13 protein-coding genes are annotated in these 16,419 nt (G+C 39.4%); 8 read left to right on the top strand and 5 right to left on the bottom strand.

What is annotated here, in order from left to right; translation table 11 throughout:
* The first annotated feature begins 111 nt into the window (after positions 1–111).
* The 4 genes from M3P19_RS11090 (at position 112) to M3P19_RS11075 (ending at position 4,516) form a co-directional block, all read left to right on the top strand.
* Positions 112–2,394 (top strand): M28 family peptidase, encoded by a 2,283-nt coding sequence (locus tag M3P19_RS11090; protein WP_249657734.1) that lies wholly within the window; start codon positions 112–114, stop codon positions 2,392–2,394.
* Positions 2,387–3,199, top strand: coding sequence for an SDR family oxidoreductase (locus tag M3P19_RS11085; RefSeq protein ID WP_249657733.1), 813 nt, complete (start codon positions 2,387–2,389; stop codon positions 3,197–3,199). The genes M3P19_RS11090 and M3P19_RS11085 overlap by 8 nt, the downstream gene beginning before the upstream one ends.
* Positions 3,200–3,320: 121 nt before the next feature.
* Complete coding sequence (locus tag M3P19_RS11080; protein WP_249657732.1) at positions 3,321–3,695, top strand: hypothetical protein; 375 nt, start codon at positions 3,321–3,323, stop codon at positions 3,693–3,695.
* A 125-nt stretch (positions 3,696–3,820) separates the two neighbouring features.
* Complete coding sequence (locus M3P19_RS11075; RefSeq protein ID WP_249657731.1) at positions 3,821–4,516, top strand: hypothetical protein; 696 nt, start codon at positions 3,821–3,823, stop codon at positions 4,514–4,516.
* 3 nt (positions 4,517–4,519) lie between these two features.
* Here M3P19_RS11075 and M3P19_RS11070 read toward each other — a convergent pair whose 3' ends face one another.
* Both M3P19_RS11070 and M3P19_RS11065 read right to left on the bottom strand, forming a co-directional pair.
* Positions 4,520–5,014, bottom strand: coding sequence for a nuclear transport factor 2 family protein (locus tag M3P19_RS11070; protein WP_249657730.1), 495 nt, complete (start codon positions 5,012–5,014; stop codon positions 4,520–4,522).
* Positions 5,004–5,501 carry a hypothetical protein gene (locus M3P19_RS11065; RefSeq protein WP_249657729.1) on the bottom strand — a complete coding sequence of 166 codons (498 nt, stop codon included), beginning with the start codon at positions 5,499–5,501 and terminating at the stop codon, positions 5,004–5,006. The genes M3P19_RS11070 and M3P19_RS11065 overlap by 11 nt, the downstream gene beginning before the upstream one ends.
* A 64-nt stretch (positions 5,502–5,565) precedes the next feature.
* Here M3P19_RS11065 and M3P19_RS11060 point away from each other — a divergent pair, with 64 nt between their 5' ends.
* Positions 5,566–6,504, top strand: a complete 939-nt coding sequence (locus M3P19_RS11060) for an NAD-dependent epimerase/dehydratase family protein (protein ID WP_249657728.1) — start codon at positions 5,566–5,568, stop codon at positions 6,502–6,504.
* A gap of 31 nt (positions 6,505–6,535) precedes the next feature.
* Here M3P19_RS11060 and moaC read toward each other — a convergent pair whose 3' ends face one another.
* The 3 genes from moaC to M3P19_RS11045 are packed head-to-tail and all read right to left on the bottom strand — an operon-like array spanning position 6,536 to position 8,479.
* Positions 6,536–6,961, bottom strand: coding sequence for a cyclic pyranopterin monophosphate synthase MoaC (gene moaC / locus M3P19_RS11055; protein WP_313791623.1), 426 nt, complete (start codon positions 6,959–6,961; stop codon positions 6,536–6,538).
* Between the two features lie 7 nt (positions 6,962–6,968).
* Positions 6,969–7,409 (bottom strand): molybdenum cofactor biosynthesis protein MoaE, encoded by a 441-nt coding sequence (locus M3P19_RS11050; RefSeq protein ID WP_249657727.1) that lies wholly within the window; start codon positions 7,407–7,409, stop codon positions 6,969–6,971.
* A gap of 38 nt (positions 7,410–7,447) precedes the next feature.
* Positions 7,448–8,479 carry a helix-turn-helix domain-containing protein gene (locus tag M3P19_RS11045; protein ID WP_249657726.1) on the bottom strand — a complete coding sequence of 344 codons (1,032 nt, stop codon included), beginning with the start codon at positions 8,477–8,479 and terminating at the stop codon, positions 7,448–7,450.
* A 106-nt stretch (positions 8,480–8,585) separates the two neighbouring features.
* Between M3P19_RS11045 and M3P19_RS11040 the strand changes: the two genes are divergently transcribed.
* The 3 genes from M3P19_RS11040 (at position 8,586) to M3P19_RS11030 (ending at position 16,406) form a co-directional block, all read left to right on the top strand.
* The gene (locus M3P19_RS11040; protein ID WP_249657725.1) at positions 8,586–9,983 is read left to right on the top strand and encodes a serine hydrolase domain-containing protein; all 1,398 of its coding nucleotides are present in this window, start codon (positions 8,586–8,588) and stop codon (positions 9,981–9,983) included.
* Positions 9,984–10,110: 127 nt separating this feature from the next.
* Entirely contained in the window at positions 10,111–12,924 is a 2,814-nt protein-coding gene (locus M3P19_RS16950) for a helix-turn-helix and ligand-binding sensor domain-containing protein (protein WP_249657724.1), read from the top strand.
* A gap of 296 nt (positions 12,925–13,220) precedes the next feature.
* On the top strand, positions 13,221–16,406 hold the full coding sequence (locus tag M3P19_RS11030) for a glycoside hydrolase family 2 TIM barrel-domain containing protein (RefSeq protein WP_249657723.1): 3,186 nt from the start codon (positions 13,221–13,223) through the stop codon (positions 16,404–16,406).
* Positions 16,407–16,419 lie beyond the last annotated feature (13 nt).

Raw genomic sequence — 16,419 nt, 5'->3', positions numbered from 1 at the left:
TTAGGGTTAATTAATAAATATAGCGTTTTTTAACGAAATATTTAAATATTTAGCAACGAATATGCTATGGATCTATAATTTCATATTTTTGGACGCCAACTTAATCGAACTATGAAATTTTCAAGAAATCTTGCCTTACTACTATTGGTTTTTGCGGTCTATTGGAGCTTTAAGGCCTTAATGCCGAACTATGCTCATGATGCGGATATTGCGCTGCAATCATTCTCCACCGATCGTGCATTATCCCACATTGAACAAATCGCAAAAGAGCCACATGCTGTTGGCTTTCCAGCCCATTCCGATGTCAGGGCATATATTATTCAGGAATTGAACAAAATGGGATTGGAAACCTCAACCCAGGAAGGTTACACGGCTGGAGACTGGGCCAATCTCAGTAAGGCCACAAATATTCTTGCCCGTATTAAAGGTTCTGGAGCTGGTAAGGCCCTGATGTTACTTACCCACTACGATAGTAGTCCACATTCTTCCTTGGGAGCAAGTGACGCGGGAAGTGGAGTGGCCACCATTTTGGAAGGTGTCCGTGCGTTTTTGGCTGAGGATAAAACGCCTGTTAACGATATCATCATCCTTATGTCCGATGCAGAGGAATTGGGGCTTAATGGTGCAGACCTATTTGTGGACAAACATCCTTGGGTCAAAGATGTTGGCCTTGTTCTTAATTTTGAGGCCAGAGGCAGTGGCGGACCTAGCTATATGCTCATTGAAACCAACCAAGGCAATGGAAAACTCATTCAGCACTTTGTAGAAGCCAATCCAAAATTCCCGGTTGCTAATTCTTTGGCTTACAGTATTTATAAAATGCTTCCAAATGATACGGACTTAACTGTTTTCAGGGAAGATGGGGACATCCAAGGTTTCAACTTTGCTTTTATAGACGATCACTTCGACTATCATACCGTAATGGACAATTATGACCGTCTAGACCGAAATACCTTGGCACATCAAGGAAGTTATCTGATGCCGCTAATGCACTATTTTGCTGATGCAGATTTGACCGATCTCCGGAGTTCAGAAGATTACATCTATTTTAACCTTCCCTTTTTTAGGCTGGTATCCTATCCATTCGGTTGGATATGGCCAATGTTTGGTTTAGCGGTATTGGCGTTGATCCTGCTTCTGTTTTTTGGAATCAAGAAAGAACAATTGAAGCTGAAGGAAATCCTTAAAGGATTTGCCCCAATGCTGATTACACTAGTAATCAATGGTCTATTGGGCTACTTTGCGTGGACCATGATCACTTGGTGGTATGTGGAATTCAAGGACATGCTCCATGGGTTTACATATAATGGGCATTTGCTGATTTTGGTGTACGTTATGCTGTCACTGGCCGTATGTTTTTGGGCTTATCATAAATTCCGCAAAATCAAAACAGCCAATTTGTTGGTCGCTCCTTTGTTTCTATGGCTGATTATTTGTGGTCTTGCAGCCATTTATCTACAAGGTGCAAGTTTCTTTATTGTTCCATTATTTGGAACACTGGCCGCCTTAATGGTACTAATCAATCAAGATAAACCCAGCCCGTTGTTACTACTTTTCTTGATTTTACCTGCTGTATTTGTGCATGCACCATTCATCAAAATGTTCCCAGTTGGCCTCGGACTAAAAATGATGGTGGCCGTAACGGTATTCACAACATTGTTATTTTTCCTGTCGCTTCCGTTCTTGGGCGGGTTAAAAAACAAGGAGCGTTTTGCCTACGTTTTTCTGATACTGTTCTTTTCCTTCGGTATTGCAGCGCATATCAACTCCGATTTTTCTGAAGACCGACCAAAACCGAGCAGCTTGTTATACGTGCACAACACGGATAATGACAATGCAATGTGGGCCACTTATGATCATAGTTTAATTGACTGGAACAATCAATTTTTAGGAGATACGAAAAAGGCACCAACTGAAGCTGATTTCAAAACACTCTCCAGCAAATACTTATCGCGGTTTTCGTATATCAGGGAAATTCCCAAAAAAGATATAGCCGCTCCTTGGATCGACACGGTTCGTGATACTGTAATTGGAGATCAACGTATACTAGAACTCTGTGTTACTCCAAAACGAAATGTCAATCGACTGGATGTATACACCAATGAAGGTATCGAAATCAGCTCCGCCAAAGTCAATGGCATAGCACTTTCCGAAGCATTTCTGGCACGTAGAAGAAGTAAACTGGTAACGCATTATATTAGCAACAACGACTACACAGAGTTGGAAATCAGCTTTCCAAAAAATGAAAAGTTGGAACTTTCCTTTTATGAATCTTCCAATGATCTTTTATCGCATAGTGAATTTACCATACCGGAGCGTCCAAAAAACAGTATCCCAATGCCGTTTGTCTTGAATGATGCCATAATGGTCATAAAAACGGAAACATTTGACTAATAACATTGGCGTTTTAGGTTGTGGTTGGCTTGGTTTCCCATTGGCTAAAAAATTGGTTCAATTGGATTACATTGTCCATGGAACAACAACAAGCCAAACCAAAATAGATGTGCTAAGTGAATCAGGTATAATACCCTACCAAATCTCACTCACCAAAACTCAAATTGTTGGAGATATAGCGCATTTTCTATCCCAATTGGATATACTTATCGTAAATGTTCCTCCCAGACTAAGGGGTGCTGGTCAAAAGGAGAACTATGTCTCAAAAATTCAGCTTTTAAGCAAAGCCGTTGCAAAACATGGCCCATCCAAACTACTTTTTGTAAGTAGCACTTCAGTTTATGGTGATGTCACCGGTGAGGTCACCGAACAAACAGCCCCAAAACCCACTACTGAATCCGGTAAACAATTACTGCAATCCGAAGATCTAATTCAATCATTAGAAGGTTTGCAAACTTCCATTATTCGGTTTGGAGGCTTAATCGGTCCCAATAGAAATCCCGTAACCATGTTATCCGGAAGACAAGGTCTCAAAAATGGGAATGACTTTATCAATCTAATCCATTTAGAGGATTGCATTCATATGATCATTACAATTCTCACAAGGAACTATTGGGGAGAAGTCTTTAACGGTGTATATCCCGATCATCCTACAAAAAAGGAATTTTACACCCTGCAAGCAGAAAAAATGGGCATTCCAGCACCTGACTATTTGCCTTCCCAAACGCTACATTCCGGCAAAAGGGTAATTAGTAAGAATTTTCTTGATAAATACCATAAGTTCAACACTCCAATAAGTGAATAATTGACCACACCCTAACGCGGTTTCACAACAATTAAGATAAAATTAAGTTAATTAAATCATTGATTTCTAATACTTTAATAGCTTGAGCGTTAATTTTGTATACGATTTAATTAGAGGAGTCATGGGAAATTCAAGATTAACAACAAGAATCTTGATGGAGATGGAAAATTTGATTACAAAAAGTAGTACAAGGGATAACATAACATCAAGATTTCAGGACTTACATCGGTCTATTCTTAGGAAACATTATAACGCGGCAGATGTAGAAATTGATTATCACAATCATAGGGTTAAAATGGATGTAGTATTGGATGATCGGGAATACGATCCAAAAACCATTAATATGGTAGTGTCCACAATGCCGATGAATCTGTTTTACAAGGACTTGGAATCCTTTCTAAAGTCATGTTTGGGCACAGATGTAAAAAGCTTAGCATTTTATGCCAGTTTGCTAAAGCAACATACGGACAAGGATATTGCTTTAATGGCACTTTAAGCCACAAAAAAACTGCTAATGAAAAAGATGTCCACTGGACATCTTTTTGTTTTTAGGCATATAGTATTCTTTAACAGCTTAATACCGATAATTTTTATAGTTTTGGCGCACTAAAATCAATAGACATGAAAAAAGTTATTGTGTTGGTGCTACTGTTTATGGGTATCAATGGAATTGCACAAACCAACAACGATTTAGCGGCGCACTACGAAGCCTATTACAAAGAAATGCGATTGCAAGGGGATATTACTGGTGTGATAGGTGCCTTGACGCATTTAAATGTATTGTCACCGTCCAAACAGCGACGTGATACATTGGCCTTTGTGTACATGAACAATGGTCAACATATGCAGGCATTGAATACAATAGGTATTGAAAAAAACGCCGATGATTCTGATTTAGCGGTTCAAGTAAAGGCAGTTTCCTTAAAAGCTTTGAATCAACCCAAACGAGCATTGGAACATTTTGACGTCTTGTTCAGTAGAAACCCTTCAGCCTATCTAGCTTATGAATTAGCAGATTTAAAAATCCAAACGGGAGACAATGATGGGGCCAGCAGCAATATTGAATATGGCATTGCCAATTCCAAAGATGATATGAAATACGCTTTCTACGAAAGACAACAACCTTACGAAGTTCCTTTAAAAGCGGCTTTTTATCACTTACAAGGTTTGATAATCTATAACAAGGATAAAACCAAAATAGATGATGCTATTGCCTCTATGGACCAAGCTTTACAACTGGATCCTAATTTTAATTTGGCAAGTCTAAGCAAGCAAGCGCTTCAAGCAAGAAAAGAAGGAGCTACTGAAGAGAAATAATAGCTATTTACGCTTTAATCCAAGCATAATAAGGCTATCCTTCTCTTTTTTGATTTGAATCAATTCCGCAACATTCTCGTTGGGAACCGCAATAGAAAGTACATAATGGGCAATTTTCCATTGCCCATTTTCTTTTTTGAGTATCCCAGAACCTCGACATAACTCCATCTGGGTGTCCAGGAGTTCGTCAAACCAAGCTAGATCATTGGTGTCATTCAGGTAGATATTTCGTTCAACCGCAGTAAAACTCCAAGCTCTACCACGATCAAAATAGGGTTTTGAGAATTCACGAAACTCCTGATTCTGCCAATTTTCCGTAGCGTCGGTGCCAATGAAAACCCCATCATCGGTCATTTTGGAAAAGTACCCATCAAAATCAGCTTTCGAAGCTGCTAAATGCCAAGCGTCCAACAATTCATCAATTGCTTTTTTTCCGTTTTGGCCAACTACTGTTACACTTGCAAGCAACAATAGTGTCAAGGTTAATTTAATTTTCATCCAATATCAAATTTTCGTCCAGTTGACTATTTAAGACCACGTTGAATTGTTTACGCATAGCGTTGTACGCATTGAGCATTTCTATAGTGGGTCCCGTTGTTTCACTGTTGTTCAAAATATGTGCTTTAACCTTAAGCAAGTATGTTTTCACAACTTGCTGCCTACTTTTTACCTGAAATGCATCAAGCAGTCCTGGATATTCCGATTTCCCCAAAGTAATTTCCTTTTCAATCAGATCATCAATGGCCAATGCCAAATCCTCGTTATTACGTGCGGAATACAAAACATCAAAACTGGTATTGAATATCATAAACTCTGGCCAACTTTCAGTAAGTGCAGTTGCTTCTTCGTTCAATGCCGTTCGCTTGGGTAGCTTTTGGTAATTGAAAACACCTTTTTCAGACTGTGTTTCCACTTCCACCGGCTTGTTGTCCTTACATGCAACCACAAGAAAAAACAAGCCTAAAATCCATGACAATTTTCGCATAAGCGAATGTACAAATTTTAATAAAGGCTATATTTACGCACTAACTTAATTAACGTCATTTTAAATGCAAAAACCTATTCTAATTCTTGGCGCCTGCGGACAAATTGGGACAGAATTAACCATGGCGCTTCGTGCAAAACATGGGTCTGAAAGTGTAGTAGCCAGTGATATTCGAGAAGGTAATGATACCCTTATGGAATCAGGTCCTTTTGAACTTTTGGATGCCACCAATTACGAAGCTATTGAAGATGTGGTCATGCATTACGAAATTGATGAGGTCTATTTGATGGCAGCCATGTTGAGTGCAACCGCAGAGAAATTCCCTATGCGAGCTTGGAATTTAAATATGAGCTCATTGTTCAATGTACTCAATCTAGCCAAGGAAGGAAAAATCAGTAAAATCTTTTGGCCAAGTAGCATTGCCGTTTTTGGTCCAAATACCCCAAAGGAAGATACCGCACAAAGTACTATTATGGAACCGAGTACTGTCTATGGGATCAGCAAACAATCTGGGGAACGCTGGTGTGAGTATTATTTCAAGAAATTTGATGTAGACGTGCGTAGTGTAAGATATCCTGGGCTCATTAGTTGGAAAACCATGCCCGGTGGAGGAACTACGGATTATGCGGTTGAAATTTACCATAAGGCATTGGAAAACCAGTCTTATAAGTGTTTTTTAGGCCCTGAGACCAAACTCCCAATGATGTATATGGACGATGCCATTAGGGCAACCCTAAACCTCATGGAAGCAGATGCCAAAAATCTAAGTGTTCGCTCTTCCTATAACTTAGGAAGTATGAGTTTTACACCTGAAGATATTGCAGACAGTATCAAGAACCATATTCCGGAATTTAAGATTTCCTACGAGCCGGATTTTAGACAACAAATTGCAGATTCATGGCCTAGTAGTATTGATGACAGTCAAGCACTAAAGGATTGGAATTGGAAACCTGAATTCAATTTGGATGACACTACTGCGGAAATGCTTAAAAACCTTGGCTAGGCAAAAAACACATTCCCAGAAATAAGGAAGACTATCTGTTAATATCCGATTTACCTCCTGTTTTCTTCAATAATTTAATGTGATGGATTTCCACGCCCTTGTCAATAGGCTTGAGCATATCATACATGTTTAAGGCCACAACGCTTGCGCCGTGCATGGCTTCTACCTCAACACCTGTTTTGTAAAACGTTTTCACCATCACACTCACCGTGATCTCCAAGTCTTCAATATTGTAGTCAATAACGCAATGCTCCACAGGTAAGGGGTGACAATCAGGTAACAAATCGGAGGTTTTTTTAACCCCTAAGAAACCGGCAGCCCTACTCATGGCAAACACATCGCCCTTAGGTACCGTTTTGTTTTTGATAGCTTCTATAGTGGCTTGATCACTAACTTTTACAATAGCTTGTGCCAAGGCCATTCTATGCGTGGACTGCTTCTGGGTAATATCAACCATAACTTACTTAAGTATTAACCTTCCATTGGTATGAATCGTCTTCAAAGAGCTCCTTTCCAAAAACCGGAACCTGGGCCTTTATTTCTTCCACCACAAATCGAATGGCGTCAAAGGCAACCCTTCGATGGGGAGAAGAAACAAAAACGAACAAACACAAGCCCCCAACGGGAACTTTGTCTATACTATGATGGATATGCATACATGTTAGTTCGTATTTTTCGAAGGCCGCTTCCTTTATTTCATGAAATTTCAGATTCGCCATTTCTTCATAAGCACTATACTCAATAGCGCCTACTGTTTTCCCATCTATTTTATCTGCTCGCACTTGTCCCAAAAAAATATCATGGGCTCCAATTTGTGTCTTATGCTGATGATTGGCGATGGAATCTGCAATAAATTGCGGGTCAATCGGCCCTTTTACAAACACATTTTTAATCTTCCTCTCCATTATAACTTATTGTTTACGCTAAGGTAATCATGTTGAATTTATTTTAAACCGTGGGCCTTTTGAAAGTCTCTTGGAGCCATACTGGTTTCTTTCTTGAATGCCGTATAAAAAACAGATACCGTGTTGAATCCGACATCATAAGCCAAGTTCTCTATCTTATCATCTGCAAAATCCGGATCCAATAGTTTAGTTGAAACATCCTTTACGCGGTAACCATTGACTACATCTTTAAATCCTTTATGATAAGCGACATTAATCGCTTTTGAAACCAAATAATTTGGCGCACCAAGTGAAGCTGCAAACTCGGCCACTGTTATTCCCCGTTTAAGGTAGATTTTTTCAATCTCGAAGGAATTTTTAACCTTCGCTACCAAGTCCGGGGGCACCTCTGTTGAACCATTTCTTAGCAATGATTTGGGCGACTTCACTACCATAAAAAAAAGGTAGTATAGGATTACGGACGCCCCAACAATGCCCAATCCGTAGTTAAATGCACCATCAAACCACATCTGATAAGAAAACAACAACCACAAACCAACTACGCAGAAATACAATTGTCTATGCCAGCTTGTAAAGGAAAATCTACTCCGGTTTCGGATTATATAATTAAATCCGATCCATATCAAGTATACTCCAAATAAACGATGTCCGAAAAAATAACTGTGTCTTGCTCCTATATTATCCGAAATCAATAATGCAAAAGCCAAAATAGGCACCACAAAATGTAAGTAATGCCAATAACTAAATTTTACGAAACCTTTTCTATTGGATTCAAAATAAAGCAACAGTAATGGCGCAATTGTCATTGCACCCAACAACCCAAAAGAAATGCCTGTTAGGGAATTCACACTAAACACAAAAGCGAACAAAGATTTGGATAACCGTAAGACAACGGCAATGAAAAGCAATCCCAATAAAATATCTGAGGTTTGATTGTCTTTTCGAATCAGGAAAACATAACCGATTAAAAACAAACCACAAGCAATTGCTATACCCGTAAAAATTGTAAGAAGTACCAACGGAATCAATTCAAAGAAAACACGATAAAAATACCATATTAAGCTGGGCATTAGGCGTTAAATTATTCCTAAACTCATCTCTTGTTCTTTACAAACAGGAAGTCTCATGGGGTTCAAAAAAGGACTTTTGGAGGTATAATTTAAACTTCAGCAATCAATGTACTTATCAAAATCTATCGTTTTAATTCTGTTATTGACATGCTTCAGTTGGTCAGGTCATGCACAAGTAGATTTCGAAAATTCGATTAGGGAATCCTTTGCAACATTTGAAACACAATTAGTGCAATCATGCAATTCAGGAACCACCCCAGCAGTGCAGGTTTCTATTCGTTATAAAAATGGGACATACCATAAAACCCTGGGTTACGCTAACCATAGCGAGCGAATTAAAGCCAGTACTAAAACATTGTTTCGTAATGCTTCTACGGGGAAAGTTTTTCTTGCATTTGCAGCACTAAAACTTGGGCAACAAGGCAAACTAGATTTGGATACGGGCATTGCCTCCTATCTCAAAGGGTTACATCCACGAATCGGAGCATTGACCACGCGTCAATTATTGACCCATACCGCAGGTTTAAAGGATGATTCAGATAATTATGGCCCAACGGGTCGGTCGAGGCAAATAGAAATGCTAAAAAAATATGGTGCAAGTGCTTTTATCGGTGATCCGGATTTGGTTTTCAGTTATTCCAATAACGGATACGATATGGCAGGTGCGATTATTGAAGCGATTACAGGTTTGAACTTCAATGAAGCAATGCAACAACTTGTTTTTCAACCATTGCAAATGAATTCAACTTTTTATGGAGTCGCCAACTTAAAAGATCATCAATTGGCTTATGGCCATTCCGGGTCAAATCATAATTTCAATACCAGCAAATCCATTGCCGACAATGCTAATGGAAGGGCGTCTGGCATGGCCTTTACAACCGCCGTCGATCTCAACAAATTCTTGTTTTGGCTCAATCAAGAACACCCAGAAAAGAAGAGCAATGATTTAAGGAAGCAACTATTACAAATCTACGCGGACAAACAAATGACAGGAGAATATTGGGCGTATGGATATGGTCTATTCCATTCCGAATATTGCAAAAACAAAGCGATTTGGCACAGCGGGGGTTTACCAGGCTACAATGCTGCATTTTTGAGTGTCCCCGAAAGCGAATTCTCCATCGTGGTTTTAGCCAACGGTTCGGAATTCAATCAATGGGAAGTAATTACCAATGCAGTGAAAACCATTCTTAAAAGCGATTGCACCCCTGTTAAAAGCCCAACATCCAAACTAACTGAATTTACCGAAACCGAGGCCAATGATTTAGTTGGAACATACTCCCAGGGCATCGGCGCAGTTTTCAAAATATCCAAATCAAATAAGCAATTGGTACTTAGTGTAAGTGGTGATCAATCACATCCAATTCGGAAGAATTCCAATGGCGACATTGTAGTCCTTGAAGGTGGAAAACCAATACGAAAGTATACCGTTTTCAAGAATAGAATGGGCCAAGTTAGGTTTCTACATCATTGGGTTCGAGCATATCCAAAATTGAAAAATTAAGCAGTACTCTGACCAATTGAGGTCATTATAAAATGTTTTGCGTAATTTAATCAGTAGGAATGTAATCCGAATTCTAGAACCTTGGTTTCAAAATTCAAGGATACAATTCCATTGAAACGAAACATTTGTGATAAGGCCCAAATTTGCTTTTCTGGTTATCTCATTGGTTTGCTTCGCTCAGGGCATATCACAAGAAATCCCTCCTATTCAGAATTTTAGCCCGTCTGATTATCATGCGGAAAGTCAAAATTGGGATTTGGACCAAGGTGATGACAAAGTTATCTATGTAGCAAACAATCGTGGACTCTTGGAATACAATGGAGCTAAATGGACCCTTTACCCATCGCCAAACGAATCGATAATCCGTTCCCTGAAAATTGTTGGTGACCGCATCTACACCGGATGCTACATGGAATTTGGTTATTGGGAACGTAATAAGTTCAACGTACTTGAATACACCAGCTTATCCTCAAATCTTTCAGACACCATTTTGGAGGATGAAGAATTTTGGCAAATACTTGATTTTGGTGAACGAATGGTCTTCCAATCCCATTATCGTATTTACACCTATAACCTGGAAACCAATACCGCAAGCATCATCAAATCCGAAGCTTTTATTCCAAAAGCATTTCCTATTGAAAATACAGTTTACTTTCAAAAACTTAATGAGGGCGTATTTAAGATTGAAAATGGACAAGAGCTTCTTGTCTTGGCAGACGAAATCCTTCAAAGTGAGGAAATCATCAACCTATTTCAAGAAAATGGTTCTTTGGTGTTTCTAACAAGGAATAAGGGCTTCTACAAATTTGAAGATAACAGCTTATCGAAATGGGAAACAGAAGCCAGTCCACTTCTAGATCAAATAAGTCTCTATAGTGGGGCACGGTTGAGCAACGGAAATTTGGCCTTAGGCACAATTTCGCATGGGCTTATTTTGATGGATTCTGAAGGTACGATTATTCAACACATTGATCAATTGAAAGGCCTTCAAAACAATACCGTTCTATCACTTTTTGAAGATTTAGAAAATAATATATGGTTAGGATTGGATGTTGGCGTGACCAGTGTGAATGCCACTTCTCCATATCATGTATACCTAGATCGTGAAGGATTGGTGGGGAGTGTTTATGCCGCTGCGGTTACAAACGACATTTTGTACTTAGGCACTAATCAAGGACTATTCTACAAAACGCTTACAAATGATTCCGACTTTACTTTTATGGAGGGCACCGAAGGTCAAGTATGGTCGCTGGAAAATATTCATGGCACACTCTTCTGCGGACATCACAACGGCACCTTTATAATCCAAAACACCTCTATTTCAAAAATTGATGGCACCCAAGGTACCTGGAAAATTGGAACACTTGATAATCATCCGAATAGGTTAATTCAAGGGAATTATGATGGTCTGTATACTTTAGAAAAAAGAAATGGAAATTGGGAACTACGGAATAAAATAAACGGCTTCGATAATTCCTCTAGGCAATTTGAAGTATTTGATAACAACATTTTTGTCAATCATGAATACAAGGGTTTGTACAAACTGCAATTGGACGATGCGTTTGAAAACGTGGTTCAGCTCCACATCGACGAAACCATTAAAAGTTCCAATTCAGGAATAGTAAAATATCAAGATGAGCTTATATATGGTTATAAAAATGGTGTGCTAAAATATGACTGGGATAATGATAAATTCAACAAGGACAGTTTTCTAAGTCCACTGTTTGAACATGATGAATACGTATCTGGAAAGCTGATAAATGACGCTGCGAATAATCGGTTATGGACGTTCACCAATTCATCAATTGGATATGTATCCAAAGATGGACTGGACGGCACACCTCAAATAAATCAGATTCCTTTATCGGAAGATATGCGAGATGGTATAATTGGTTATGAGAGTGTTGAACCTATTTCCAACGGAATGTACCTAATTGGAGCTCGTTCTGGATATTTTACAATTGACTTGAATGCCATTCAAGACCAAGAATTTGAAGTGCAGCTTGATAAAATTGCGCTTGCAGGAAAAAATACAGGCTTGACCAATGACTCACTTCTGGAATTAACCAATGCAGGGGATTTTGATAGTGACCACAACAATTTGACTGTTTCTTTTCATGCCGCGAGCTATAAAAAATTCCAGAGACCTTATTATCAATACAAACTGGAAAACATCTATGACAATTGGAGCAATTGGTCATTAGACCATGAAGTAACCTTTGAAAATCTACCGCCAGGGAATTATTCCTTTAAGGTCCGAGCCAAGGTAGGAGATAATCTATCCAAAAATACAGCATCCTATTCCTTTAAGATAGCACGTCCTTGGTACAAATCCAACTTGTTCATATTGTTGTATATCATCAGCGGTGTCCTAGGTTCAATAGCAATCCATAGTTCCTACCGACGATATTATCATCGAAAACAGAAAAAAATCATTGAGCGCAACAAACGTGAACTCGAGTTGGCGAAGGCGAATAGTGAAAAGGAGATTGTCAAACTCAAAAATCAGCAGCTAAAAGATGAGTTCAAGAGCAAAAGCAATGAACTTGCAGCTTCAACAATGAGCATTATCAAGAAAAATGAACTGTTGGCTAAAATTAAAAACCAATTGGTCAGTGATGTTGAAGACAAAAACTCTGTGAAGCACATTGTCAACGTTATTGATAAAAATCTAAATCAAAATGATGATTGGGAAATGTTCAAGGAGGCTTTCAATAATGCTGACCGTAAATTTCTCAAAAAGCTCAAGAAAGCGCATCCCAATCTATCCCCAAACGATATTCGATTATGTGCTTATTTAAGACTCAATCTTTCATCCAAGGAAATCGCACCTATGTTCAACATTTCTCCAAGAAGTGTTGAGATAAAGCGGTATAGACTTCGTAAAAAAATGGATTTACAGCATGACGAGAATCTCGTAGATTATATCCTCAAGCTTTAAAAACCATACAACGCGATTTTCCCACCTCAACATTACCTATACAACCGTTGATTACACCCTCTTTTTGAAAAGATAAAAATCCCGGGGGAAGCCCAAGAAATTCAGGGGTTATTGTGATTTTCACAATTTTATTGACTCTTTTTTGAGATGTATGCTTTTTGTAGAGGTTCTTTTTAAGGATACCTCATTTTATTAAGATAAGTTTAACCGTTCCGAATATTGGAAATCCAAAGGTTCATGGTTGAACACAACGCACTTTCCATTCCGGTGAACTTCAAACTAAAACTAACATTACTATGAAAAAAATTGTATTGCAATTGCTTCTTGTTTTGTTCTCAACTGGTATTTATGCCCAAACCGGTCAGGTTCAAGTTGTACAAGATGGAGAAGGAATGAAATTGGTGGTCAATGGAGAAGACTTCATGATCAATGGTATGAATTGGGACTATATCCCAATCGGCACCAATACAGTGAATGCCAATTTCTGGACAAAATCCGATGATGTTATCCGTGCAGGTCTCGATCATGAGATGTCTCTACTAAAAAACATGGGTGTAAATGTGATTCGTCAATATACAGGAGTGCCTGCTAAATGGATTCAATACATCTATGAGAATTACGGCATATACACTATGCTGAACCATTCTTTTGGTCGCTACGGGTTAACCCTTAATGGTGTATGGACTCCAGTTACCATTTATGACGACCCAACTACAATGGACTTTCTGATGACGGAAATGAAGGAATTGGTAGAAGGTTACAAAGACACTCCAGGTTTGCTTCTTTATTTATTAGGAAACGAAAACAACTATGGCCTTTTCTGGGCCGGAGCGGAAACGGAAGATTTCCCGGATGATGAAGGGCGGATTCAATTTATAGGAGAAAGCAGGGGTCGTCCAATGTATCGTCTTATGAACGAAGCAGCTAAAATGATGAAATCCATGGATACCTCCCATCCTGTCGCCATTTGTAATGGTGATGTACTCTTCATAGATATCGTTGCAGAAGAATGCAAAGATGTGGATATCTATGGAACCAATACCTATCGGGGAGTTTCCTTTGGTGATATGTTCCAGGTGGTTAAAGACAAGCTGAACAAACCGGTTATGTTCACCGAGTTTGGAGCCGATGCATTTAGCGCCGTTGAAAACAAGGAAGACCAATATTCCCAAGCCTATTATATGGTAGGAAATTGGAAAGAAATTTATGAAAATGCGGCAGGAGTTGGAAACGTTGGTAATTCCATAGGTGGTTTTACCTTCCAATTCAGTGATGGTTGGTGGAAGTATGGTTTTGATGACAGAAAGAACGCCGATGTCCATGACAACAATGCTTCTTGGTCCAATGGCGGATACGCCAGGGATTTACCCGCTGAAGGAGAAAACAATATGAATGAAGAGTGGTTTGGAATTTGCGCAAAAGGCGCAACAAACCCTAGAGGTCTTTACGAATTATATCCTAGAGCTGCATACTATGCTTTGAAAGAAGCGCATCAGTTAAACCCATATGATGATGGTGTTGATCAAGCATTTGTTTCCAACTATTTTGACAACATCCAATTGATGGATGCAGTTTTGAAGGCTCGGGGCGATAAGGCAGCTTTGACTGGAGAGCAAAGTAACTTGTTAAGGATAAGTAACCTTCAAGCAAAATTCTCAACCTTCAGTACTGGTGGTAGTTTACTAACTACACCAGACAATGCTGACCCAGATGACCCCAACACTTTTCCCAATCAATTAGGTTTTGATCACATGCAATCCTATTTCATCGGTGTAGAAGGGAATCCTGCTCCAAATATGCGTGCAGAAGTTAATGTCAACGTGGTGGGCAATGTGGCCCAAAACCCAATTAACGAAATCTTTTATGAGAACAATTCGCGTCCATTGGAAGTGAATACCGACCAAGGGAACGTTTTGGTTCAAGATGTGAATCGAATTCGGGTCTACAATGCAGAATTTGAATGGAAAGCCAAAAATTTTGACCTAAGAGGTTTTTACAGAACAGGTCACTACCACTGGGGTTATGAAGGAGATTTCTTTGGACTCTATCCAGAAGCAAATTATGGGCCAAACCTAGACATTTACAATGGTGAAATCCTAGGAGCTGAAGTAGACGGCAAAGGAGTTCTGAAAGGATTAAAAGCCGCTGTAGGACCACAATTATGGTGGGGTGCAAACCCAACCATGCTCTTCAAATATAAAAGGCACCTTGGCAAGTTTGATGTAACGGGTATCTACCACCGGGATTTCGAAACCGATATCACATTTGACGAAAATGGTCGACGTGTCTTGGACGTAAATCAAGTACGTAGTGGTGTTATTCCGCCATGGCCAACCGAAAGAGCAACAATTGCAATTGAGCGAGAGTTTGGAAAGTTTGGCGTAATGTTAGGTGGAATTTGGGCCGGTAATCCACTGAATGGAAGCACGTTCCAAGATGTAAGGGGCACAACCGGTAACTATGTAGTTTTCGAAGATCAAGTCCAAGCCAGTGATAATTGGGGTGGAAAAATAAAACTCACCTATGAAGCAGGTAAATTCAATTGGTATGGACAGGCGGCTTCCATGGGTCTTGTAGCCAATGGTGGCGCCGACCAGACCTTGACCTTCACAGGTTGGAAATTGAAAGACACCGGTAGTGGTAACCAAGTCAACTTCTTAACTGGTTTCACATATGCAACAGGTAATTTTCAAATTGCACCAAATTTCTTGTGGCAAAAACCTTTGGTAGATGCAATGCCAAATGATGTAACTGCTCCAGGAAGATTAAGGAACATCATAGACGATCCTTTTTCAGTTCGTGGAAATCGGGAGACTACTGGCGGTGAAATCCTTTTGACATTTGACCCAACGCCAGGAACTTGGATGTATGAATGGGACAACGACAGGGCAGAAGATGCAAAATTTGCCATGAACCTTGGATTCGTTTACCGTCATCTTCCAACAACTCAGGATGCACACATTGGTTTCCTGGCCAACAGGCAGTTCTTTGCATTCCCAAACTCAGCTCCTGCTGAGGATCTATGGGAAATCCATTCAAGGATGGTATCCAAAGTAAGTCCGGATTTAGGGATAATTGGAAACTTCTACTATGGAAATGGTCAAGGAAATGGTGACAGCGATCGACTTATTAAAAGATTTGGTGGTGATATCAGAGCCATTTACAAAAACATGAAATTCCGCACACATGTCAAGGTCAACGACTGGGGACCTTTTGATTACCACAGGGATTTCAACCTTACGTTTCCGCTACAGTTGATGTTGGATGTATCCACAACTTTAGGTAAACCAGATTGGTTTATTCTGCCCAGCACACAAGTTGGTATACGTGGAATATGGAGATCATTGGATGAATTTTCACCCCGCTATGCACCAAACGCAGCACTCGAATTTGCCAATGAACCCATAATCAGTCCAGTTGGATTTGATAATGGAAGTGAGTGGGAAATTATGACATACATACATATCAATATTGGCAAATAAAAAGACTACTAAA

It is taken from the genome of Flagellimonas spongiicola (assembly GCF_023502425.1).
In the GTDB taxonomy this organism is placed as follows: domain Bacteria; phylum Bacteroidota; class Bacteroidia; order Flavobacteriales; family Flavobacteriaceae; genus Flagellimonas; species Flagellimonas spongiicola.
Note: the sequence above shows the minus strand (reverse complement) of the source record. Positions and strands in the feature narration are given on the sequence as shown.